We start from the raw sequence: 22,895 nt of genomic DNA on the forward strand, positions 1-22,895 counted from the left end.
TCCGTATGCCGGTTACCCTTGAGCGTCCCCTGGCGGACACCGTCTTACGTCCCCGACCGTCTTACGTTCCCGAGCTCCGGAGTCCCGCGTCGTGCGCATCGATCTGCACACCCACTCCACGGCATCGGACGGTACGGATACTCCGGCAGAGCTGGTGCGCAACGCGGCCGCAGCCGGACTCGATGTCGTCGCGCTCACCGACCACGACTCGACCCGCGGCCACGCGGAGGCCCGCGCGGCACTGCCCGCGGGGCTGACCCTCGTCACGGGCGCCGAACTCTCCTGTCGGGTCGGCGGCACCGCGGAGGCCGACGGCGTCGGTCTGCACATGCTCGCGTACCTCTTCGACCCCGACGAGCCGGAGTTCCTGCGCGAGCGCGAACTCGTACGGGACGACCGGGTCCCGCGTGCGCGCACCATGGTCCACAAGCTCCAGGAGCTGGGCGTCCCGATCACCTGGGAGCAGGTGGCGCGCATCGCGGGTGACGCCTCGCTGGGCCGTCCGCACATCGCCACCGCCCTGGTGGAGCTGGGGGTCGTCGAGACCGTGTCCGACGCCTTCACCGCCGAGTGGCTGGCCGACGGTGGCCGCGCGTACGCCGGGAAGCACGAACTCGACCCCTTCACCGCGGTCCGGCTGGTCAAGCAGGCCGGCGGCGTCACCGTCTTCGCCCACCCGCAGGCCGTCAAGCGGGGCAGGGTGGTGCCCGAGTCCGTGATGGCGGAGCTGGCCGCCTGCGGCCTCGACGGCATCGAGGTCGACCACATGGACCACGACGAGCCCACCCGCGCCAGGCTGCGGGGGCTCGCCGCCGATCTGGGACTGCTGGTCACGGGCTCCAGCGATTACCACGGCAGCCGGAAGTTCGTGGAACTCGGCGCGTGTACGACGCATCCCGAGGTCTACGGCGAGATCACCCGGCGCGCGACCGGGGCGTTCCCGGTGCCGGGCGCCGGCGGACACTCCGCCTAGCGCCGCGTCGCCCGCCGGACCGTATGCGGGTCCGGTGCCAGGTGGCGCCCGCCCCTCCCGTTCTGTCCCTCTCCTCCGTTCTGTCACCTTCCGGTGTGCCGCGTTCCGGCGGCGCTCCGCGGGTGACGTCTCCGTACCGGGCCGCGTCCGCGCTCCGGTACCACCGTCCCCGCTCACTCTCTCCCCGCAAGCAAGGCCCTCACTGTGTTCGACGTCGCCGTTTTCGGATCCCTCTTTGTCACGCTTTTCGTGATCATGGACCCCCCGGGAATCACCCCGATCTTCCTCGCCCTCACCGCGGGCCGCCCCGCCAAGGTCCAGCGCCGGATGGCCGGGCAGGCGGTGGCGGTGGCTCTCGGAGTGATCACCGTCTTCGGTCTGCTGGGTCAGCAGATCCTGGACTATCTGCATGTCTCCGTACCGGCGCTGATGATCGCCGGCGGGCTGCTCCTGCTGCTCATCGCGCTCGACCTGCTCACCGGCAAGACCGACGAGCCGACGCAGACGAAGGACGTCAACGTCGCCCTCGTGCCGCTGGGGATGCCGCTGCTGGCGGGGCCCGGTGCGATCGTCTCGGTGATCCTCGCGGTGCAGCACGCGTCCACCGCGGCGCAGCAGGTGTCCGTGTGGGCCGCGATCGCCGCCATGCACGTGGTGCTCTGGGTGACCATGCGGTACTCGCTGCTGATCATCCGGGTCATCAAGGACGGCGGTGTGGTGCTGGTGACCCGGCTCGCCGGGATGATGCTGTCCGCGATCGCGGTGCAGCAGATCATCAACGGCATCACGCAGGTCATCAAGGCCGGCTGAGTGCGCCGCACGCCCGGCGGCCGGACGCACAGCGCCCCCGTGCGTCTGCACGGGGGCGCTTCCTCTGGAAAATCTTCCGGTGTTACGAGGCCGACGATTCGGCCGGGCGGATGTAGATGCGCTGGCCGATTGCGGCAGCCTGCTGCACGATCCGGTTGACGGAGGCGGCGTCTACGACGGTGCTGTCCATGGCGGAGCCATCGACATCATCGAGTCGCATGATTTCGAAGCGCAAGGCTTCTCCCTTCGTCTGATCCTCCTGCTAGGAGAACTACTGGTGCGGGCTCTCACAGTCTCGTCCCGCGCGGAGTCCGGACGGTTGCCCGTCCGTTAAGAGGTGATTGCGTCGTTAGCGTGCAACACACGTTCCGTAGGAGATAACGAGTTGCCCCCGGCAAACATTCCCTACGCTAAATAAAATTTTCGCGAGCCTAACGACCGATGGGTCGGGCCGCAGGTTGTGCTCACTCCGTGACGCCACAGAGAATGAACCCCGTATGAACGATCCAGATATCAGTGCCCAGCTGGAGCGCACCAACGCGCTCCTCCAGCGTGTGCTCTCCGAGGTGTCCAAGACACCCTCCACGCACGCGATCTTCGTCGACGCCGGATATGTGTACGCGGCGGCCGGCCTGCTGGTCACCGGGAACGAGGACCGCAGATCGTTCGATCTGGACGCGGAGGGCCTGATCGAGGCGTTCATCGACAAGGCGCGGACCATCTTCGCGGACAGCAGGCTGCTCCGGGTGTACTGGTACGACGGCGCCCGGCGCCGTATCCACACCCCCGAACAGCAGTCCATCGCCGAGCTCCCGGACGTCAAGGTCCGGCTCGGTAATCTGAACGCCAACAACCAGCAGAAGGGCGTCGATTCCCTGATCCGCACGGATCTGGAATCGCTCGCCAGGCACCGTGCGATCAGCGATGCCGCGCTGGTCGGCGGCGACGAGGACCTGGTCTCCGCCGTCGAGGCCGCCCAGGGGTACGGGGCACGGGTCCACCTCTGGGGCATCGAGGCGGGGGAGGGCCGCAATCAGGCCGAGCCGCTGCTCTGGGAGGTCGACAGCCAGCGGACCTTCGACCTGGAGTTCTGGCAGCCGTACGTGGGGCGCCGCCCCGTCACGGTGTACGAGGAGGGGGCGCCCCCGCCGTCCCGGGAGGACGTCCGCTTCGTCGGTGCGCAGATCGCGGCGACCTGGCTCTCCGAGCGCGGCCGTCAGACGCTCGCCGAACTGCTGCCGGGGCGCCCCTATCTGCCGGGGCCGGTGGACCAGGATCTGCTGGTCGACGCGGAACGGCTGCTCCAGCAGTCGCTGCGCGGTCACGGCGACCTGCGGCGGGCGCTGCGGGACGGCTTCTGGAACCACCTTCAGTCGCAGTACTGATCCACTGATCGGTACCGCGATGCCGGTCAGCCGCGGTGTCGGCCGGTCGCAGTACCGGTCAGCCGCAGTGCCCGTCCCAGAACGCGGTCAGTGCCTCGGCCGTCCGCTCGGGCCGGTCGGTGTTGGGGGAGTGTTCGGCGCCCGCGATGACGCTCCGCACCGCCCCGAGGCGTACGGCCATCTCGTCCAGCAGCGGCACCGGCCAGGTGTCGTCGCTCTCGCCCGACACGACATGCCGCGCGAGCGGGAGGGCGGCGAGCTCGTCCACCCGGTCCGGTTCGGTCGCCAACTGCCGCCCGGTTGCTATGAGCTGGGCCGGATGGTGCATCAACCAGCGTCGCCGCAGGGCCGGTTCGTCGCCCGCTTCGGCGTCCTGCGGCGGACCCATCGCGCGCATCGCCTCCCACACCTGCTCCATCCCCCACTTGCCGAGTGCGTCGCTCAGCAGCTTGATCTTCTGCTGCTGGGCGGTGGTGACCGCTGCGGGACCGGACGAGATCAGTGTCAGTGACGCGAAGGGCGCCGGATCGAGCAGCACCGCCGCGCGGGCGATCTGGCCGCCGAGCGAGTGCCCGACCAGATGTACGGGGGTGCCGACCGCCGCTGCCTGAGCGAGTACGTCCCGGGCCAACTCGACCTGAGCGTAAGCCTCTTGGCTGTCAGGGCCAGGGGTCTCGTACTGTCCGCGCCCGTCGACGGCGACCGCCCGGTAGCCCGCGGCAGCGAGCGGCTGGAGCATCGCGGTGAAGTCCTCCTTGCTCCCGGTGAACCCGGGGAGCAGGAGGACGGTGGACCTGGGGCGCGGGGCTGCGGACCCGGCGGCGGGAGTCACCAGCGATGCGAAGGTGCCGCGGGTGGTCCGCAGGGGGCCGGCGTGGGTGCCGGGGGGCGGCGCGAACGTAAGAGGCCTGCTCATGTCACGAGGCTAGCGTCTCCCGCGGCGGCACTCCCAGCGTCCCCGGGGAGGCCCGTGGCCTGTCGTTCGGATCAGCCCCCGGGCCGGACACACCGGTGGCCCGGACCCCTTCAGCAGGGTCCGGGCCACCGGTTGTTGTCGGTTCTCAGCTCTCGGGCTGTGCCGCCTTCGGCGCCCGCGTGCGGCGGCGCCTCGGCTTCGCCTCGGCCGCCTCGGGCTCAACCGCCTCGGCCACCGGGGCCTCGGCCGCCTTCGTGGCGGTCTTGGCCGTCCGGGTCCGGGTCCGCTTCGGCTTGACCGCGGCAAGTGTCTCGGTCTCGGCCACCGGTGCGGCCGGAGCCACCACAGCTGCCTCGGCCACGGGATGGTCTGCGGGCCGCGCGTCGGCGCCGGCCGACCGCGTACGACGGCGGCGGCGCGGTGCGCGTACCTCGTCGGCGCTGCCGGCCTGGTCCGCCGGGGCGGACTGCTCGGTCACGGCCTCCGCCGCGGGTGCGGCGGCGCCGGACTCCGTGAGGGGCGCGCCGTTGCGGGTGCGCCTGCGCTGGCGGGGCGTGCGCGGGGCACGCTCCTCCTTCACGGCGGGCGCGGGCACGGACGCCTTGCGGCCGCGGCCACCGGTCTCGCCCAGGTCCTCGACCGCTTCGGCGCCGAGCCCGGCGCGCGTACGGTCCGCGCGCGGCAGGACGCCCTTCGTGCCGGTGGGGATACCCAGCAGCTCGTAGAGGTGGGCCGAGGTGGAGTAGGTCTCCTCCGGCTCGTCGAACGGCAGGTCCAGCGCCTTGTTGATCAGCTTCCAGCGGGGGATGTCGTCCCAGTCGACCAGGGTGATCGCCGTACCCGACTTGCCCGCGCGGCCGGTGCGGCCGATGCGGTGCAGATACGTCTTCTCGTCCTCGGGGGACTGGTAGTTGATGACGTGTGTCACATCGTCGACGTCGATACCGCGGGCCGCGACGTCGGTGCAGACCAGAACGTCGACCTTGCCGTTGCGGAAGGCGCGCAGCGCCTGCTCGCGGGCGCCCTGGCCGAGGTCACCGTGGACCGCGCCCGAAGCGAAACCGCGGGTGGCGAGCTGCTCGGCGATATCGGCGGCCGTCCGCTTCGTACGGCAGAAGATCATCGCCAGACCGCGGCCGTCCGCCTGGAGGATGCGCGAGACGAGCTCGGGCTTGTCCATGGAGTGCGCGCGGAAGATGTGCTGCGTGATGTTCGCGACCGTCTGGCCCTCGCCGTCCGGCGAGGTGGCGCGGATGTGCGTGGGCTGCGACATGTAGCGCCGGGCCAGTCCGATGACCGCGCCGGGCATGGTCGCCGAGAACAGCATCGTCTGGCGCCGTGCCGGCAGCATGCTCATGATGCGCTCGACATCGGGGAGGAAGCCCAGGTCCAGCATCTCGTCGGCCTCGTCCAGGACGAGTGCGCGGATGTGACCGAGGTTGAGCTTCTTCTGACCCGCCAGGTCGAGCAGCCGGCCCGGGGTGCCGACGATGATGTCGACGCCCTTCTTCAGCGCTTCGACCTGCGGCTCGTAGGCCCGGCCGCCGTAGATGGCGAGGACGCGGACGTTACGGACCTTGCCGGCGGTCTGCAGGTCGTTGGTGACCTGCTGGCACAGCTCGCGGGTGGGGACGACGACGAGCGCCTGGGGGGCGTCGGTCAGCTGGTCGGGCTTGGCCCGGCCCGCCTCGACGTCCGCGGGGACGGTGACGCGCTCCAGGAGCGGCAGTCCGAAGCCGAGCGTCTTGCCGGTGCCGGTCTTGGCCTGGCCGATGACGTCGGAGCCGGAGAGCGCGACGGGGAGCGTCATCTCCTGGATGGGAAAGGGGGACGTAATGCCGACGGCCTCAAGGGCTTCGGCGGTCTCGGTGAGAATACCGAGGTCTCGGAACGTAGTCAGGGTGCTGCCTCTTCTGTGAGACGCGGACCGAGGCGAACAAGGGGGTCGTACCGTGCCGACTGGCGCGGGACCACTGCCTTCGCTCAAGCGCTCGTGCCGCTGAGGGGGCCCCTCACATCGAATTGGTGAGGGCGGTCAGGTGGAGCCGATCGGGCCACCGACCGGGCATCCTCATTCGGATGACCCACCGAACATGCTGAACATTCGACAGGCGCATTACCACTGTACCCCCAAATCGCGCAGGTGCGTTGGGTGATTTCATCAGGAGACCAAGGCCACACTGGTTGAACGCTCCCGCAGCGGTCTCTTCCGCTACCGCTTTCCCCCCGGTCACAGGGCCCCCGCCCGGTCTCCGCCCGATTCTCACGGGGCGCACGCACACCTCGCTCACATCCCGGCTCACATCCCGCTCGGACTGCTGCTCGGCAATTCGTCCCCGGCGGACGGAGCGCTATTGTGCGGTCCATGCAGACGCCTGACACCGCCAAGGAACAGACCGGTATCGCCGCGCAGAACTGGGACACGGCGTCGGCCGACCCCAGGTACCACGCCGCGGTCGTCGACCTGCTCGGCGCGCTCGCGTACGGCGAACTGGCAGCCTTCGAGCGCCTCGCCGAGGATGCCAAGCTCGCGCCGACGCTGGGTGACAAGGCGGCTCTGGCGAAGATGGCGTCCGCCGAGTTCTCCCACTTCGAGCGGCTGTCCGAGCGGCTGTCCGCGATCGATGTGGAGCCCACGGCGTCCATGGAGCCGTTCGCCCAGGCCCTGGACGACTTCCACCGCCAGACCGCGCCGTCGGACTGGCTGGAGGGCCTGGTCAAGGCGTACGTCGGCGACTCGATCGCGAGTGACTTCTACCGCGAGGTCGCGGCCCGGCTGGACACCGACACCCGCGAGCTGGTGCTCGGTGTGCTCGACGACACGGGCCACGGCAACTTCGCCGTGGAGAAGGTACGCGCGGCGATCGAGGCGGAGCCCCGGGTCGGCGGCCGCCTGGCGCTGTGGGCGCGACGGCTGATGGGCGAGGCCCTGAGCCAGGCCCAGCGGGTGGTGGCGGACCGGGACGCGCTCTCCACGATGCTGGTGGGCGGCGTCTCCGACGGCTTCGACCTCGCGGAGGTCGGCCGGATGTTCACGAGGATCACCGAGGCACACACCAAGCGGATGGCCGCACTGGGCCTGGCCGCCTGACCGGACTCCCGGGGCCGGTGGCCCCGGGGAAGAGGGTGTCCTGGCTACACCGCCGCTGACCGCCGGATCCGGTGGACCGGGCGGAGCAGCAGGGAGAGCACCACCGCTCCGATCACGACCGCGCCCAGCAGGACCACGGTGGCGTGGCCGGGGCCGAGTGCCGAGCGGGTCAGGAAGGCGCCGAAGAGGGCGCCGACCGGGCCGGTGGCCAGGACCACGTGCCGGGACGGCAGGCGGGTGGGCAGCTTGCGTGTCGCGTACCAGGCCAGCGCCAGGCCGAGCAGTACTGATGCGAGGGCTTCCCAGAGCATGTCGTCCCTTCCGTGCGCCGCTGTGAGCCGGCTGTGAACCGACCGGTCCTTTACTGATGTCGGTCCTACCCGGTGGCCGCGGAACGCAATCCTTGGCGCGGCCGGACCACACGCACGGGAACGGCCCGGCGGTCGTGTTGACCGCCGGGCCGTTCCCGTCGTCCGTCCTGCTGCTGTGCCGCCTGCGGAGCTCTGCCTACAGAGCGCCGAACCCGACCCGGCGGGTCGCGGGCTCGCCGAGCTCCACGTAGGCGATGCGGTCCGCAGGGACCAGGACCTTGCGGCCCTTGTCGTCCGTGAGGCTGAGCAGCTGCGCCTTGCCGGCCAGCGCGTCGGCAACCGAGCGCTCGACCTCCTCGGCGGACTGCCCGCTCTCCAGAACGATCTCCCGGGGTGCGTGCTGAACCCCGATCTTGACCTCCACGGCTATGTCCCTCCGACGGTCGTGCGGTGCGCGGTCAGCCGCGCCGTACGCAGCACACATTAGCCGGGCCCGGCGCCCCGTAAGACGTCAGCACCGCACGCCCGCAGCGAACACAGCTGTGCCGGGCGCGGCCCGGCCGGGTCAGCTCTGGTCGCTGCCGTGCAGGGGGAAGCCCGCGATGCCGCGCCAGGCCAGCGAGGTGAGCAGCTGCACCGCGGTGTCGCGCGGGATGCCGGAATCGCTGGAGAGCCAGTAACGGGCCACCACCTGAGAGACACCGCCGAGTCCCACGGCCAGCAGCATCGACTCGTCCTTGGAGAGCCCGGTGTCCCCGGCGATGACGTCCGAGATCGCCTCGGCGCACTGGAGCGAGACCCGGTCGACGCGCTCGCGCACGGCCGGCTCGTTCGTCAGGTCGGACTCGAAGACCAGCCGGAACGCGCCGCCCTCGTCCTGGACGTACGCGAAGTAGGCGTCCATGGTCGCCGCCACGCGCAGTTTGTTGTCCGTGGTCGACGCCAGCGCCGTACGGACCGCCTGGAGCAGCGACTCGCAGTGCTGGTCCAGCAGGGCCAGGTAGAGATCGAGCTTGCCCGGGAAGTGCTGGTAGAGCACGGGCTTGCTGACACCGGCACGCTCGGCGATGTCGTCCATCGCCGCAGAGTGGTAGCCCTGCGCGACAAAGACCTCCTGGGCGGCGCCCAGCAGCTGATTCCGTCGTGCGCGGCGCGGCAGCCGCGTACCCCGCGGACGCGCTGCCTCGGTCTGCTCGATGGCTGTCACGCCGCCTCCCAATGATTGAACAAGCTCAGTTGAACAAGCACACGCTGGTGCGTCGCTGCCTGCCATCGTACTTTTGGGTAACCCGGCTGTGTGTGGTGCGGACGCAGAATTTCACGGACCGGACCGGTGGGGAAGCGCTTTCAGCGGTAGTCGTCCTCGTCGACGGGAACCACCCGGGCCTGCTCGCTGGCGTCCGCCTCATTGGCCTTCGCGGGATCGATGCCGGTCAGCGGGTCGTCCTCCTGCGGAGTGAGGTCCTTCCGCTGCTCCGCGGCGTCGGCCGGATCGGCCTCGCTGTCCTCGACGGCCTCGCTGTTCTCGGTCTCCGGGTCCTTCCGGGGATTTCCCGTGTGTGCGGCCCTCTCGGGGTGCTCGGTACCGGCATCGGAGTATCGGGGATCCGCCTTGTCGCTCGGCTCGGTCGGCATGATTGCTTCCCTTCCCTCCCTACCGAGAGTAGGAGCCCGCGCCCCTGAGCGCGATGTGTCTGTGACAGCGAACACACAGATGCCCGCGTGATCGTCTCGTAACATCGCCTTATGTCTTCGACCGAGCTGCCGGGAATCGCGGCTGCCGTCCCGGCCACAGGGGTGAGCACCGTACGGATCGCGGCGGGAGAGGAGCTGCGGACCGTCACGCTTCCCGGGCTGACGCTGACCGTGCGCTCCCGGCCCCCGGCGCGTGCCGGGCTGCCGCCCGCGCTCCTCGTGCACGGGCTCGGCGGCTCCTCGCAGAACTGGTCGGCGCTGATGCCCCTCATCGACGACATCGTGGACAGTGAGGCGCTCGACCTGCCCGGTTTCGGCGACTCGCCGCCGCCGGACGACGGGAACTACTCGGTCACCGGCCACGCCCGTGCGGTGATCCGGATGCTCGACGCGAGCGGCCGGGGCCCGGTCCACCTCGTCGGCAACTCGCTGGGCGGCGCGGTCACCACCCGCGTCGCCGCCCTGCGCCCGGATCTGGTGCGCACCCTCACCCTGATCTCGCCCGCACTGCCCGACCTGCGCGTCCAGCGCACCGCCGCGCCCACCGCGCTCCTCGCGGTGCCCGGTGTCGCCGGTCTCTTCCAGCGGCTCACCAAGGACTGGACACCCGAGATGCGCACCCGCGGGATGCTCGGACTCTGCTACGGCGACCCGTCGCGCGTCAGCGACGAGGGTCTGCGCAACGCGGTCGAGGAGATGGAACGGCGCCTGGGGCTGCCGTACTTCTGGGATGCCATGACCCGGTCGGCGCGTGGCATCGTCGATGCGTACACACTGGGCGGGCAGCACGGGCTGTGGCGTCAGGCGCAGCGGGTGCTGGCCCCTACGCTGCTGGTGTACGGAGTCCGGGACCAGCTCGTCTCGTACCGTATGGCCCGCAAGGCGGCTGCCGCGTTCCGCGGTTCCCGGCTGCTGTCACTGCCCGATGCCGGGCATGTGGCGATGATGGAGTACCCGGAGCTGGTCGCTACTGCCTTCCGGGAGTTGCTGGACGACAACAACAGCAGTGGGAGCTGATCCGGGGAGTGGGACGTCACAGCCGTCGGGACGGTGCGCCGCAAGGTGCGCCCCAGAGCGCGCCTCGGCGTGTGGAAGGCAACTCCGGCGACACCGCCGGTGACGGTGCGGACACCGCCGCCGAGGCACCCGCCGGGGCGGGCACCGGACGCCGCAGGAGGGCCCCCGGGGAGACGGCGCCGCCGCAGGTGCGCGGCGGTCACCCCCAGCAGCCCGAGTGGAACGCGCCGGGCCCCGAGCGGTACGGGCCCTGGCAGGGCGTCCAGCAGCGGCGCCCCCAGGTCCCCGGCCCCCGCAAGGAGTTCGTCGAGGCGTTCAAGGACCTCTCCGGTACGGATCCGGGTCCCGGCGGTGCCGGTGCCGCGACGATCGGGACCGGCGCCGGCGGCCCGGCGACGGGGACCGGCAGCGCCGCCCCTGTCGCTCCTGTCGCCTCCTCCCGGACTCTGGACACCTCCGAGGCTCTCGACGGCTCCGGAGTCAGCGGCAACGGAACCGGTGACACCGGAACCAGTGACACCGGAACAGGGCAGGACAGCCCCGGAGGCAAGGGCGGCAAGGGCCGTGCCTTCGCCGGGATCGCCGCTGCCGCCGTGGTCACCGTCCTCGCGGTCGTGGTCGCGGGCCAGGTCATGGGCGGGGGCGACAGCCACGGCGACACCCGGGCCACGGGCCCGGGCAAGCGGGAGACCGGCGCAGGGGCCGCCTCGCGCGGCGACAACCGGGTGACGCCGAAGGCGGCTCCGGTGCCGCTGACCTACATGCAGAAGATGTCCAAGCTGTATCCCCTCTCCCCGAAACTCAAGGCGTCAGGCGATTTCTCCGTGGTCGGGGGATCGGCGAAGGCGCCGGGCCAGGGGCACAAATACCGCTACCGGGTGGATATCGAGAAGGGAATGGGACTCGACGGCACGCTGTTCGCCGACGCGGTCCAGAAAACCCTGAACGACAAACGGAGTTGGGCGCACAACGGGGCCAAGACATTCGAGCGTATTTCCTCCGGGCACCCGGATTTCGTGATTACGCTGGCAAGCCCCGTCACCACCGCCGACTGGTGCGCCAAATCCGGTCTCGACACACTCGAAGAGAACGTGTCCTGCGATTCGGCGGCCACCGACCGCGTGATGATCAATGCCTACCGCTGGGCCCAGGGATCGAAGACCTACGGGGACAGCAAGATCTATCCGTACCGGCAGATGCTGATCAACCACGAAGTCGGCCACCGGCTCGGACACAACCATGTGTCCTGCCGCACCCCCGGTGCGCTCGCGCCGGTCATGCAGCAGCAGACCAAGTCGCTGGACATCGGCGGGATCAAGTGCCGGGCCAATCCCTGGGTCTATCCCACCGGCTGAGACGGCCGTCTCGTTCCGGCGTCCAGTCACGTTGACATCGGTCGGTGGGTCGTTCATATTTCTCGTCATGCCGCGCTGCCCCGAGTCCTCCGATCACACCGCCTTTGAGCTGGTGCTGTTCGGCGTGACCGGGCACTGCGTCGCCGACATTCTCTGTCGCTGACACCGCCTGTCCCGGCGCGTGTCGGCCTTTTCCCTGCCGCGCCCGGGCCTCTTCCACCCCGCGGGCGCGGCATTTTCTGTTTTCCCCGGTGCTCTCTTCCGGCGCTGCTGCCTGTGCGGATCCCTGTCACTTTCCGCGTTCAGCACACCGAGAGGTGCTTTTCCGATGCGTCATCTGTCCCCACGCACAGCGTCCGTGGCGGCCGCGAGTCTGGTTCTGGCCCTGGGCGCTGCCGCCTGCGCCGGGCCCGATGACGGCGGCAGCGCCACGTCCGGAGCCCAGGGCAAGCCCCACAAGGGCGGCAGGCTCACCGTCCTCAACAGCCAGCCGCAGACGGACTTCGACCCCGCGCGCCTCTACACATCGGGCGGTGGCAACGTCCCCTCGCTGGTGTTCCGTACGCTCACCACCCGCCACCGCGCCAACGGCGCCGACGGTACGAAGGTCGTCCCCGACCTCGCGACCGACACCGGCAGACCCAGCAAGGACGCCACCGTCTGGACGTACACCCTCAAGAAGGGGCTGCGGTACGAGGACGGCACCCCCATCACGTCCGGCGACGTCAAGTACGGCATCGAGCGGTCCTTCGCGGCCGAACTGTCCGGCGGGGCGCCGTACCTGCGCGACTGGCTGATAGGCGGGGCCCAGTACCAGGGCCCGTACAAGGCGGGGGCAGACGGGAAGAAGGGCAAGGGCCTCGACTCGATCGTGACGCCCGACGACCGCACCATCGTCTTCCATCTGAACAAGCCCGAGGGCGAGTTCCCCTATCTGGCGACGCAGACCCAGACGACCCCCGTACCGAAGGCCAAGGACACCGGGACCAAGTACGAGGAGCACCCGCTCTCGTCGGGCCCGTACAAGGTCGTCAAGAACGAGAACGACGGTGAGCGGATCACGCTCGCGCGCAACCCCCACTGGTCGGCGAAGACCGACAGCGAGCGCAAGGCCTACCCCGACACCATCGACGTCCGCTCCGGACTCGACTCCTCGGTCATCAACCAGCGGCTCGCCAGCTCCCAGGGCGCGGACGCCGCCGCCGTGACCACCGACACCAACCTCGGCCCGGCCGAACTGGCCAAGGTCACCGGTGACAAGAAGCTCGCCTCGCGGGTCGGCACCGGCCACTTCGGCTACACCAACTACATCGCCTTCAACCCGGAGGTGAAGCCCTTCGACAACCCGAAGGTGCGCCAGGCGATCTCGTACGCGGTGGACCGCTCGTCGGTGATCAACGCGGCGGGCGGCTCCGCGCTCGCCGAGCCCGCCACCACCTATCTGCCCGACCAGAAGTCCTTCGGCTACACGCCGTACGACCACTTCCCGGCAGGCGCGACGGGCAACCCGGCCAAGGCGAAGGCGCTGCTGAAGGAGGCCGGCTACGCCAAGGGGCTGACCGTCACCCTGACGCACTCCAACGCCAAGGACTTCGAGACCAGCCCGGAGATCGCCACCGCCCTCCAGGAGTCCCTGAAGAAGGCAGGCATCACGGTCAGGCTCCAGGGCCTTGAGGACAACGACTACAAGGACAAGACCAAGAACGCGAAGACCGAGCCGGGCTTCTTCCTCGCCCACTGGGGCGCCGACTGGCCGTCCGGCGGGCCCTTCCTCGCCCCGATCTTCGACGGCCGCCAGATCGTCAGGGACGGCGCCAACTTCAACACCGGCTTCCTGAACGACCCTTCGGTCAACAAGGAGATCGACGCGATCAACAAGCTGACCGACCTGAAGGCGGCGGCCCGGCGCTGGGGCGCGCTCGACAAGAAGATCGGTGAACGGGCGCTGACCGTGCCGCTCTTCCACCCGGTCTACAAGCGGCTCTACGGCCAGGACATCAAGAACGTCGTGATCAGCGACTGGACCGGTGTGCTCGACATCTCCCAGACAGCGGTCAAGTAACCATGCCCGAAGCCCTGTTGGCCGACGGAGCGGGGGTCGCGGTCGCGGTCCCCGTCTCCGGGGCCCGTCAGTTCTGGCGGCGGCTGCGCGGACAGCGCGCCGCCACCACCGCGGCGGTCGTCGTCGCCCTGCTCGTCCTGGCCGCGCTCGCCGCGCCGCTGCTCACCGCCCTGGAGGGCCAGGATCCCAACGTCTACCACCCGGATCTGATCGACTCGGCGCGCGGCGGCGTCCCCGTCGGCCCGCTCGGCGGCATGAGCGCGGACCACTGGCTCGGCATCGAACCGCAGACCGGCCGCGACCTTTTCGCCCGGCTGGTCTACGGCGCCCGGGTCTCACTCTCCGTCGCCTTCGCCGCGACCCTCGTCCAGGTGCTGCTCGGCGTCGCCTTCGGGGTCGCGGCGGGACTCGGCAACAAGCTCGTCGACAACGTGCTCAGCCGGATCACCGACGTCGTCGTGGCGATGCCGCTGATGGTGCTCTCGCTCGCGCTGATGGCGATCGTCCCCGACACCTTCCCGCGTCCGGTGCTGGTCGCACTCGTCATCGGCCTCGTCGCCTGGGGCGGTACGGCGAAGATCGTCCGGGCCGCGACGCTGAGCCTCAAGTCGCTCGACCATGTCGCGGCGGCCCGGCTCAGCGGCTGGAACCAGTGGCAGATCGCCCGCCGCGAACTGCTGCCGTCGCTGGCCGCACCCGTCATCACCTACGCCGCGCTGCTCTTCCCCGCCAACATCTCGGCCGAGGCCGCGCTGTCCTTCCTCGGCGTCGGCGTCCAACCGCCCACCCCGTCCTGGGGACAGATGCTCACATCGGCCGATGTCTGGTACCAGGCCGCGCCGCAGTATCTGCTGCTCCCGGCCGGGATGCTCTTCCTCACCGTCGTCTCGCTGACGGTGCTCGGCGACGGCGTACGGACCGCACTCGACCCGCGTGCCGCCTCCCGGCTGCGCATCGGTACCGGACGCAAGCGCGAGACCGGGCGCCGGCAGGAGAAGGGGGCGGTGGCGTGAACATGGCCGGCTTCCTGCTGCGGCGCCTCACCGGCGCCGTGGTCACCCTCTTCGCGATCTCCGTGATCATCTACGCGGTCTTCTACGTCGCACCGGGCAACGTCGCGCAGATCACCTGCGGTCCGCGCTGCTCACCGGTCCAGGTGCACCAGGTCAGCGAGCAACTGCACCTCGGCGACCCGCTGTATGTGCAGTACGGGCACTTCCTCCAGGGCATCTTCGCCGGGCGGGACTTCTCCACCGGCACCTCGGTGCTGCACTGCAAGGCCCCCTGCCTCGGCCTCTCGTACCGCACCGACCAGCAGGTCACCCAGCTGATCCTCACCAAGCTGCCGGTCACCGCCTCCCTCACGCTCGGGGCGATGGTGATGTGGCTGATCCTCGGGGTCGGCACCGGGGTGCTCTCCGCCTGGCGGCGCGGGCGGCCCACCGAACGGCTGCTCACCGGAGTCACCCTGGCCGGTACCGCGACACCCGTCTTCGTCATCGGCCTGGTGCTGATGATCGTGGTGTGCGGGACGCTGGGCTGGCTGCCGTATCCGCAGTACGTGCCGTTCTCCGACGACCCGCAGCAGTGGGCGTGGAACCTGCTGCTGCCCTGGCTCTCGCTCGCGCTGATCGAGTCCGCCAAGTACGCACGGCTGACCCGGGCCTCGATGCTGGAGACGCTGGCCGACGACCATGTGCGGACCTTCCGCGCGTACGGGGTCAGCGAGCGCCGCATCATCGCGCGGCACGCGCTGCGCGGGGCCCTCGCTCCCGTCATCGCGCTCAACGCCAATGACTTCGGTTCGATGTTCGGGGGCGCCGTACTGACCGAGTCGCTCTTCGGTATCCCCGGGATCGGGCGCGAACTCGTCCACGCCGTCAATGTGGTGGACCTGCCGGTGGTGGTCGGCATGGTGCTGGTCACCGGCTTCTTCGTAGTGCTCGCCAATGCCGCGGCGGACGTGCTGTACGCGGTGGCCGACCGACGGGTGGTCCTGTCATGAGGGGTCCGGTCATGAAGGGGCCTGCCGTGAATGGTTCTGCCGTGGATGGTTCTGTCTCCCGGCCTGTCACGAGTCTGGTCGATGTCAGGGACCTCTCGGTCACCTTCGACGGGTCCGTACGGGCCGTCGACGGACTGTCGTTCACGCTGGAGGCGGGCGGCGCGCTCGGCGTCGTCGGCGAGTCCGGCTCCGGCAAGAGCGCGTCCGCGTACGCCCTGCTCGGGCTGCACCGGGGGAGCGGCGCGCAGGTCACCGGGTCGGTGACGGTGGCCGGGGTGGATGTGCAGAACGCGTCCGAACCGGAGTTGCGCGGGCTGCGCGGCGGGAAGGCCGCGATGGTCTTCCAGGACCCGCTGTCCTCGCTGGACCCCTACTACGCGATCGGCGACCAGATCGCCGAGGTGTACCGGGTCCAGGTGAAGACCTCACGCCGGGCCGCCCGTGCGCGGGCGGTCGAGGTGCTCGACCGGGTGGGCATCCCGGACGCCGCCCGGCGCGCCAGGTCGCGCCCGCACGAGTTCAGCGGCGGGATGCGCCAGCGGGCACTGATCGCGATGGCGCTGGCCTGCGAGCCGCAGCTGCTGATCGCGGACGAGCCGACGACCGCGCTGGATGTCACCGTGCAGGCGCAGATCCTCGATCTGCTGCACGGGCTGCGGCACGAGACGGGGATGGGGCTGCTGCTTGTCACCCATGACGTGGGGGTCGCGGCGGAGTCGGTCGACGAGGTGCTGGTGATGAAGGAGGGGCGGGCGGTCGAGCGCGGTCCGGTGGCCGGGGTACTGGGATCACCGCGCGAGCCGTACACCCGGGCGCTGCTGGCCGCGGTGCCACGGGTGGAGGCTCATCGGCCGGTGCACGTACCGCGCGTGGAGGATCGGCGTGCGGAGGGCGGGGAGGTTCGGCGTACGGAGACACCGCGGACGGGTGGTCCGGAGCGGGTGGCCCCCGGAGCCGGGGACGCCCCGCTGGTCGAAGCCGTGGACCTGCGGCGGGTGTTCGGCCGTGGCAGGTCCGCGCTCGCGGCGGTCGACGGGGTGTCCCTCGCCGTCCACCGCGGCGAGACCCTGGGCATCGTCGGCGAGAGCGGCAGCGGCAAGACCACACTCGGACGGATGCTCGTCGGGCTGCTCGATCCCACGTCGGGGCGCCTGCACCGCGCCGGCCGGGTGCAGATGGTCTTCCAGGACCCGGTGGCCTCGCTCAACCCCCGCCGCTCGATCGGCGAATCGGTCGCGGACCCGCTGCGGGCGCGCGGCGACCGGGACGAGACGCTGATCCGGGACCGGGTCCGCGATCTGCTGGGCCGGGTCGGTCTGGACGCGGCCCAGTACGACCGCTATCCGCACGAGTTCAGCGGCGGCCAGCGCCAGCGGGTCGGGATCGCGCGGGCGCTCGCCGCCGAGCCGGAGCTGATCGTCTGCGACGAGGCGGTCTCCGCGCTCGATGTGACGACCCAGGCCCAGGTCACCGCCCTGCTCGCCGAGTTGCAGCGGGAGCTGGGGCTCGCCCTGGTCTTCGTCGCGCACGACCTCGCGGTGGTACGGCAGGTCAGCGACCGGGTCGCCGTGATGCGGCGGGGCCGGATCGTCGAGGAGGGCGATGTGGACACCGTGTACGGCGCCCCGCAGGACCCGTACACCAAGCAGCTGCTGGCCGCGGTCCCCACGCTCGACCCGGTGCTCGCCGCGGTGCGCCGCGCGGCCCGTACGGAGCTGGTGGTGCCCTGACGGGGCTGACGGGGCCGACCCCCGGGTGACCGAGAGGCACCGTAGCGCCACAGAACGCTACCAGGGGGAGAAAGTTACGACGGTTCACCCCTTCTGGTGGCGCGATGGACAACCGTCCATCGCGCCACCTCTCTGTCCGCTTACGGTCGTCCCGCTGCGAGTCGCCGTCACCAACGGTGGCTGCCTGAAGGGAGACCGGGGGTGTGCTCATGCGGACAGGACTGCTTACGGACGGTGGTTATCCGTATGCGACAGGTGAGTCACGGCTCTGGTGCGACCGGCTGGTGCGCGGTCTTGAGCAGCACGAGTTCGATGTCTACGCCCTGAGCCGCAGCGCACACCAGGAGGCGGCCGGACGGGTCGAACTCCCGCCCCAGGTAAGGCGGGTGCGCACCGCCCCGCTGTGGACGGAGCCCGTGGCGGGCCGCCCCTACGGGCGCCGCGACCGGCGCCGCTTCGCCGGACACTTCGGCGAACTGGCGGCCGCCGTCTGCGGCGGAGGACCTGACTTCGCGGCCGGACTCTACGGCCTGGCCGAACTGGCCAGGGAGCGCGGCGGGCTGCACACGGCGCTCCGCTCCGAGACCGCCCTGCGCACCCTGGAGTCCGCCTGCCGTGCGCCCGGGGCCAACCGCACCGTGCAGGCCGCCGGGGTCCCCGACCACCTCGCCTTCGCCGGCCTCGTCGAACGCGCGCTGCGGCCGCTCTCCCTCGACTGGTACACCGAGGACGGCCTGGGGGCGGTGGACCTCTGCCATGCCACGGCGGGCGGCACCGCCGCGCTGCCGGGGCTGCTGGCCAAACGCTTCTTCGGGGTGCCGCTGCTGGTCACCGAGTACGGGGTCCAGCTCCGCTCGCACTTCCTCGCGGGCGGCGACCGGAGCGCGCCGGTACGGGCGCTGCTCGCCTCCTTCCACCGCGCCCTCGCCGCCGAGGTCTACGGACAGGCCGCGGTGATCACGCCGGGCAACACGCACGCCCGCCGCTGGCAGGAGAAGTGCGGCGCCGACCCCGCGAAGCTGCGCACGGTCTATCCCGGCATGGAGGCCGCACGCTTCGCCGCCGTGGGGGACGGCACGGACGCGGGCGACCCGGCGACCCTCGTCTGGGTCGGGCGCATCGAACCGGCCAAGGATCTGATCTCGCTGCTGCACGCCTTCGCCGAGGTGCGCAGGGAGGAACCGGGCGCGGTGCTGCGGATCGTCGGAGCCCCCGCCGAAGGCCCCGAGGGCGCGGCCTATCTCGCCCACTGCCGGGCGCTGGCCGCGCAGTTGTTCCCCGACGAGGCGGCCGGCGCGCACGCCGTCGGCTCCAACCCGGTCGCCTTCGACGAGATCGGCGGCCCGGAGACCCCCGAACTGGCCGACGCCTATGCGGGGGGCGCGGTCGTCGTGCTCTCCAGCGTGGTGGAGGGGTTCCCGGTGAGTCTGGTGGAAGCGATGTTCTGCGGCCGGGCGACGGTCTCCACCGATGTCGGCGCCGTGGTCGAAGTCATCGGCGGTACGGGGCTCGTGGTGCCGCCGCGCAATCCCCGGGCCCTGGCCGACGCCTGTCTCGCACTGCTGCGCGACCCCGCGCGCCGGGAGCGGCTGGGGGCTGCGGCGCGTGCGCGGGCGCTCGAACTGTTCACGGTCGAGCAGAACCTCGCGGCATTTCACGGCATTTACCTCGACCTGATCTCGCACTGCCCGGTCCGGCGTGCGCCGGAGCACGACACCGGGGAGCCCAGGCCGTTCGCGTATCCGGCGGAATCGCATGTGCCGGGGAACTGGGCGGCGGGGGGCGGAGGCGCCGCCCGTACCCCGAGCTGGGCGGAGCCGGAGTCGGCGGGTGCGGGGGTGAGCTCTGGCGCCGGAGCTGCCGGTGGCGGGGCAGGCGCCGTGCCGGATGCTGCGCAGGCCGGTGCCGTGCCCAGTGTTGTGCGGGCCGGTGCCGTGCCGGTGTCGCGGGCTGCCGGTACGGCGGCCGCGACGGGGGAGGTGCGCCGGTGAGCCGGGGCCGGACGGTGTCGGCAGCCGCGTCCCGGTGGAGTCCGGGCGGTGCCCGGGGCGAGAGCGCGAGCGCGCGGGCGTACGCCGGGGCACGGATGGCTGCTGCGGCACCGTCGGAGCCGATCCCCAGCTGCCCTGCCCGCCTCGCCCGCCCTGCCCGCCGCTCCGGCGCACGCTCCGGCTCGGGTTCAGCCCCGGGTACGCACCCCGGCACGGGCGCGGTCCCGCAACCCCCGTTCGCCGTTCCCGGGCCCTCTGCCCCCTTTGGCCGCTCGGGCCCCTCCGGCCCCTCCGGCCCCTCTGACCCCTCCGGCCCCGGACCCCGGCCCGCCGCCCGTGTTCACACCGGCCCCGTTCTCCGTCTCCGGCCCCCACTCACCTGCCAGCGCCGAGAGGTCGCCGTATGAGCACCCCCCGTACCAACGAGCCCCAGCCTCTCGACGGGCCGCGGCCGCCCGTCGCTGCCGACGCCTGGGACGACCGCTCCGAAGCCGTGCTCGGCGAAGCCGCCGGGCTGCCGGGATCCCCGGTGCGCAAAGGCGTACGCGGCCCAGCCGACCCCGTACGGGCGCTGATGCACCGCCACCGCGAACTGTGCGAGCGGGCCGTCGACCCGCTGGAGATCGCCGCAGGTCTTGAGGCGCACGGGATCACCGACCGGACGGCCGCCCGCTTCCGGCACCGGGACGTCTTCTCGCTCGCCGACGAGCTGTACGCCAGGGTCCCCCGGGGTGCGGAGGCCGACGGCGCCGAACCGGCGCGCACTCCGCCCGCCGTTCCGCGCGCCCCCTTCGACGGACTGCTGCCCGGCGCCTGCGCCGTCGCGACGGCCGTCGGCGCCGGACTGACCCAGGGCGGCGGCAGGCTCGCGGCCACAGCGGCCGGGGCAGCCCTCACCGGACTCGCCCTCGCGATCACCCTGCGCCGGGGCCCGCTGCGTGCCAGGGGGCGCACGGTGCCGGCCGCGCGCCTGTACGTCTGCTGGCTGATCGGCTACGCGCTCTGCGGGGACGGGCTCCTCGACCAGTTCGTGCGGGGCGGCCCCGACGGCCCGTGGCCGCTGTCCGGGATCGCCGTCGTGGGTCTCGCCGTGGCCGTCGCACCCGCCGCCTGGTGTGTCCGGCTCTTCGCGCAACTGGCCGGGCGGAAGCTCGCGGCCAGCCGCGGGACCGCGGAGTTCGCGGCGCACACCAGGCCGCTCGTGGTCGCCGTCACCCTGCTGTACGCGGCGGTGCCCGCGGCCCTGCTGTTCGTCCCCGGCTTCAGCCCGGGAGCGGCGGCCCTCGCCGTCCTGCTCCTCCTCTCCCGGCTGCTCACCGTCCACGGCCTCCCCGCCGTCGCGGCCGCCGCGCTCGCCTCCGCCTGCACGGGAGAGGCGCTCGCCCTGGCGTCCGTCCTCATCGGCCGCCTCCCCGGCTGCCGCTTCGTCGCCGCGCCCGTCGACGCACTGGGCGCGGCGGCCGTATCCGCCGTCGTCTGCGGAGTGGCGGCACTCGCCCTGCTGGCGCACGCCACCGCCGCACTCTCCCGCGCCTCGGCGCACACCTGAAGCGGCGGACCTGAAGCGGCACACCTGAAGCGGCGGCCGGCCACTCGCCGGACCGCCGCCCCCGAAACTCCCGCGGAGCCGACGCCGCGGGCCGACCACCCCGTAACACCTCAGAAGGAGAACGAAAAATGAGCCCCGACCTTCCAGCACCGTCCCGTCGGTACCGAGAGGCGGCCGCGCGATGAGGGTGCTGCTGCTCGGAGCCAACGGATATCTCGGCCGCTATGTGGCCGACCGCCTGCTCGCCGACCCCGCCGTGCACCTCACGGCCCTCGGACGCGGCGACGACGCCGACGTCCGCTTCGACCTCGCCAGCGGCAGCCCAGGAGCGCTGACCCGCTTCCTGGACGCCGTCCACCCCGGCGTCGTCATCAACTGCGCCGGAGCCACCCGTGGCGGCGCCCGCGATCTGACCCGGCACAACACCGTCGCCGTCGCCTCCGTCTGCGAGGCGCTGCGCCGCAGCACCTGCAACGCGCGGATGGTGCAGCTCGGTTGCGCCGCCGAGTACGGACCGAGCCAGCCCGGTTCGTCCACAGCCGAGGACGCGGTCCCGCGCCCCGGCGGTCCGTACGGGGTCTCCAAGCTGGCCGCCAGCGAGCTGGTGCTCAACTCGGGGCTCGACGCGATCGTCCTGCGGGTCTTCTCACCGGTCGGCCCCGGCACCCCCGCGGGCTCCCCGCTGGGCCGGCTCGCCGAGGCCATGCGCCGTGCGATGCAGGCAGGGGACAAGGAGCTGAAGCTCTCCGGGCTCGGCGTCCAGCGCGACTTCGTCGACGTACGGGACGTGGCGCGCGCCGTGCACGCCGCGTCGCTCTCCGCCGCCCAGGGCGTCGTCAACATCGGTACGGGCCACGCGGTGAAGCTGCGCGACGCCGCCGCCGTCCTGGCCAGGGTCGCCGGATTCGGCGGCACGCTCCACGAGCTCGACGCGCCCCAGCACCGCCACTCGGGCCTGGTCTCGCCGCGCCCCTCCGAGCCGGTCATGGACCATCTGGCCGCGCCGTCCCCGTACCCGGACGGCTGCGGCGGCTGGCAGCAGGCGGACGTACGCACCGCCCGCGACCGGCTCGGCTGGCGCCCGCGCATCAACCTGGAGGAGTCGCTCGCCGACATCTGGATGGAGGCGGCATGTCGCATCTGACCCCGGGCGCGACCCTCTCGGCCGAGCTGGGCTTCGGTGTACCGGGGTACGCGCACCCGCTGGTCGCGCCGGTCGAATGGGCCGAACTGGCGCGCCCGGGAACGCCGTTGCACTGGGTCGTCCTCAACGTCGCCAACGGCCCCGGCGCCCGGCCCGACCCGCACTGCCTGGCAGCGGCGGGGCGGCTCCGCACTGCGGGGACGCGCGTGCTCGGCCATCTCGACATGGCCCACGGCACCCGTCCGTTCGGGGAGCTGATCGCGGAGGCCCACCGGTTCACCGACTGGTACCGCACCGACGGCTTCTTCCTCGACCGGGCCCCGGCCGACCGCGCCGACCTGCCCGAGACCCGGCGGATCGCGGCTGCCCTCAGGTCGGTGACGGGACCCGGCGGCCGTCTCGTGCTCGGACACGGTGTGCACCCGTACCCCGGATACGCCGAGACCGCCGACCAGTTGGTCACCTTCAGCGGCCCCTGGACGGACTACCGCTGGTCGCAGGTGGCGGAGTGGACGGCCGATTACGACCCGTCGCGGTTCGCCCACTTCGTGCACGGCGTCCCGCGCACGCATCTGGAGGAGGCCGTCCGGATCGCCCGCTGGCAGGGCGCGGGCACGATCTTCTTCACCGACCGGACCGACCGGACCGACCGGACCGACCGGACCGACCGCACCGGCGGGGACGACCCTGTGGGTGGGACTGACGGCTCCGCCGCAGGCCGGCCGGAGGAGAGCGCGCCGTTCGAGGCGCTGCCCGGCTACTGGGACGAAATCGTCTCGCGGATCGGACCTGGTGTCTCGGAATGAGAAGGGGCGTGGCAGTGTTACGGAAGAACCATCGTACGTAGATACCGACCAACGG

Annotated in this window: 20 protein-coding genes and 1 pseudogene; 14 read left to right on the plus strand and 7 right to left on the minus strand. The window is 71.6% G+C overall.

All coding sequences use genetic code 11. The annotated features are described in order from the left end of the window. Window positions 1-91: 91 nt before the first annotated feature. Complete coding sequence (locus tag OHB13_RS24925) at window positions 92-973, plus strand: PHP domain-containing protein (protein WP_328378570.1); 882 nt, start codon at window positions 92-94, stop codon at window positions 971-973. A 204-nt stretch (window positions 974-1,177) separates the two neighbouring features. Beyond that, complete coding sequence (locus OHB13_RS24930) at window positions 1,178-1,783, plus strand: MarC family protein (RefSeq protein ID WP_328378571.1); 606 nt, start codon at window positions 1,178-1,180, stop codon at window positions 1,781-1,783. An 82-nt stretch (window positions 1,784-1,865) separates the two neighbouring features. On the opposite strand, the gene OHB13_RS24935 is transcribed toward OHB13_RS24930, so the two are convergent. Beyond that, on the minus strand, window positions 1,866-2,018 hold the full coding sequence (locus tag OHB13_RS24935) for a hypothetical protein (RefSeq protein WP_266853372.1): 153 nt from the start codon (window positions 2,016-2,018) through the stop codon (window positions 1,866-1,868). 262 nt (window positions 2,019-2,280) lie between these two features. Here OHB13_RS24935 and OHB13_RS24940 point away from each other — a divergent pair, with 262 nt between their 5' ends. Next, window positions 2,281-3,168, plus strand: coding sequence for an NYN domain-containing protein (locus OHB13_RS24940; RefSeq protein WP_266853370.1), 888 nt, complete (start codon window positions 2,281-2,283; stop codon window positions 3,166-3,168). Window positions 3,169-3,226: 58 nt separating this feature from the next. On the opposite strand, the gene OHB13_RS24945 is transcribed toward OHB13_RS24940, so the two are convergent. Both OHB13_RS24945 and OHB13_RS24950 read right to left on the minus strand, forming a co-directional pair. Then, window positions 3,227-4,084: an alpha/beta fold hydrolase gene (locus OHB13_RS24945; protein WP_328378572.1), complete on the minus strand. Its 858-nt coding sequence runs from the start codon at window positions 4,082-4,084 to the stop codon at window positions 3,227-3,229. A gap of 145 nt (window positions 4,085-4,229) precedes the next feature. After that, on the minus strand, window positions 4,230-5,894 hold the full coding sequence (locus OHB13_RS24950; RefSeq protein WP_328378573.1) for a DEAD/DEAH box helicase: 1,665 nt from the start codon (window positions 5,892-5,894) through the stop codon (window positions 4,230-4,232). Window positions 5,895-6,449: 555 nt separating this feature from the next. Here OHB13_RS24950 and OHB13_RS24955 point away from each other — a divergent pair. Further along, a complete protein-coding gene (locus OHB13_RS24955) occupies window positions 6,450-7,175 on the plus strand; it encodes a ferritin-like fold-containing protein (RefSeq protein ID WP_266853365.1) in 726 nt (241 codons plus the stop codon). Window positions 7,176-7,219: 44 nt separating this feature from the next. On the opposite strand, the gene OHB13_RS24960 is transcribed toward OHB13_RS24955, so the two are convergent. The 4 genes and pseudogenes from OHB13_RS24960 to OHB13_RS24975 all read right to left on the minus strand — a co-directional run. After that, a complete protein-coding gene (locus OHB13_RS24960) occupies window positions 7,220-7,486 on the minus strand; it encodes a hypothetical protein (RefSeq protein ID WP_328378574.1) in 267 nt (88 codons plus the stop codon). A gap of 196 nt (window positions 7,487-7,682) precedes the next feature. After that, complete coding sequence (locus tag OHB13_RS24965; protein ID WP_266853361.1) at window positions 7,683-7,910, minus strand: DUF3107 domain-containing protein; 228 nt, start codon at window positions 7,908-7,910, stop codon at window positions 7,683-7,685. 141 nt (window positions 7,911-8,051) lie between these two features. Further along, complete coding sequence (locus OHB13_RS24970) at window positions 8,052-8,693, minus strand: TetR/AcrR family transcriptional regulator (protein ID WP_266853360.1); 642 nt, start codon at window positions 8,691-8,693, stop codon at window positions 8,052-8,054. 140 nt (window positions 8,694-8,833) lie between these two features. Next, a pseudogene (locus OHB13_RS24975) lies at window positions 8,834-9,025 on the minus strand (hypothetical protein); the annotation flags it as partial. A 207-nt stretch (window positions 9,026-9,232) separates the two neighbouring features. On the opposite strand from OHB13_RS24975, the gene OHB13_RS24980 reads away from it, so the two are divergent. The 10 genes from OHB13_RS24980 to OHB13_RS25030 all read left to right on the plus strand — a co-directional run bounded on the left by OHB13_RS24980 (window position 9,233) and on the right by OHB13_RS25030 (window position 22,840). Continuing rightward, entirely contained in the window at window positions 9,233-10,198 is a 966-nt protein-coding gene (locus OHB13_RS24980) for an alpha/beta fold hydrolase (protein WP_328378576.1), read from the plus strand. Between the two features lie 8 nt (window positions 10,199-10,206). Further along, window positions 10,207-11,553: a DUF3152 domain-containing protein gene (locus OHB13_RS24985; protein ID WP_328378577.1), complete on the plus strand. Its 1,347-nt coding sequence runs from the start codon at window positions 10,207-10,209 to the stop codon at window positions 11,551-11,553. 328 nt (window positions 11,554-11,881) lie between these two features. Further along, entirely contained in the window at window positions 11,882-13,615 is a 1,734-nt protein-coding gene (locus OHB13_RS24995; RefSeq protein ID WP_328378578.1) for an ABC transporter substrate-binding protein, read from the plus strand. A 2-nt stretch (window positions 13,616-13,617) separates the two neighbouring features. Next, window positions 13,618-14,628, plus strand: a complete 1,011-nt coding sequence (locus tag OHB13_RS25000; RefSeq protein WP_328378579.1) for an ABC transporter permease — start codon at window positions 13,618-13,620, stop codon at window positions 14,626-14,628. Window positions 14,629-14,630: 2 nt separating this feature from the next. Then, on the plus strand, window positions 14,631-15,620 hold the full coding sequence (locus OHB13_RS25005) for an ABC transporter permease (RefSeq protein WP_266860726.1): 990 nt from the start codon (window positions 14,631-14,633) through the stop codon (window positions 15,618-15,620). 11 nt (window positions 15,621-15,631) lie between these two features. Beyond that, window positions 15,632-17,350 carry a dipeptide ABC transporter ATP-binding protein gene (locus tag OHB13_RS25010; RefSeq protein WP_443062966.1) on the plus strand — a complete coding sequence of 573 codons (1,719 nt, stop codon included), beginning with the start codon at window positions 15,632-15,634 and terminating at the stop codon, window positions 17,348-17,350. Between the two features lie 209 nt (window positions 17,351-17,559). Next, window positions 17,560-19,341, plus strand: coding sequence for a DUF3492 domain-containing protein (locus OHB13_RS25015; protein ID WP_328378581.1), 1,782 nt, complete (start codon window positions 17,560-17,562; stop codon window positions 19,339-19,341). Window positions 19,342-19,744: 403 nt separating this feature from the next. Continuing rightward, complete coding sequence (locus tag OHB13_RS25020; protein ID WP_328378582.1) at window positions 19,745-20,890, plus strand: hypothetical protein; 1,146 nt, start codon at window positions 19,745-19,747, stop codon at window positions 20,888-20,890. 181 nt (window positions 20,891-21,071) lie between these two features. Continuing rightward, entirely contained in the window at window positions 21,072-22,034 is a 963-nt protein-coding gene (locus OHB13_RS25025) for an NAD-dependent epimerase/dehydratase family protein (RefSeq protein WP_266853347.1), read from the plus strand. Continuing rightward, window positions 22,022-22,840 carry a spherulation-specific family 4 protein gene (locus tag OHB13_RS25030; RefSeq protein WP_328378583.1) on the plus strand — a complete coding sequence of 273 codons (819 nt, stop codon included), beginning with the start codon at window positions 22,022-22,024 and terminating at the stop codon, window positions 22,838-22,840. Before OHB13_RS25025 ends, OHB13_RS25030 begins: the two co-directional genes overlap by 13 nt. Window positions 22,841-22,895 lie beyond the last annotated feature (55 nt).

It is taken from the genome of Streptomyces sp. NBC_00440, from assembly GCF_036014215.1.
Taxonomy (GTDB): Bacteria; Actinomycetota; Actinomycetes; order Streptomycetales; family Streptomycetaceae; genus Streptomyces.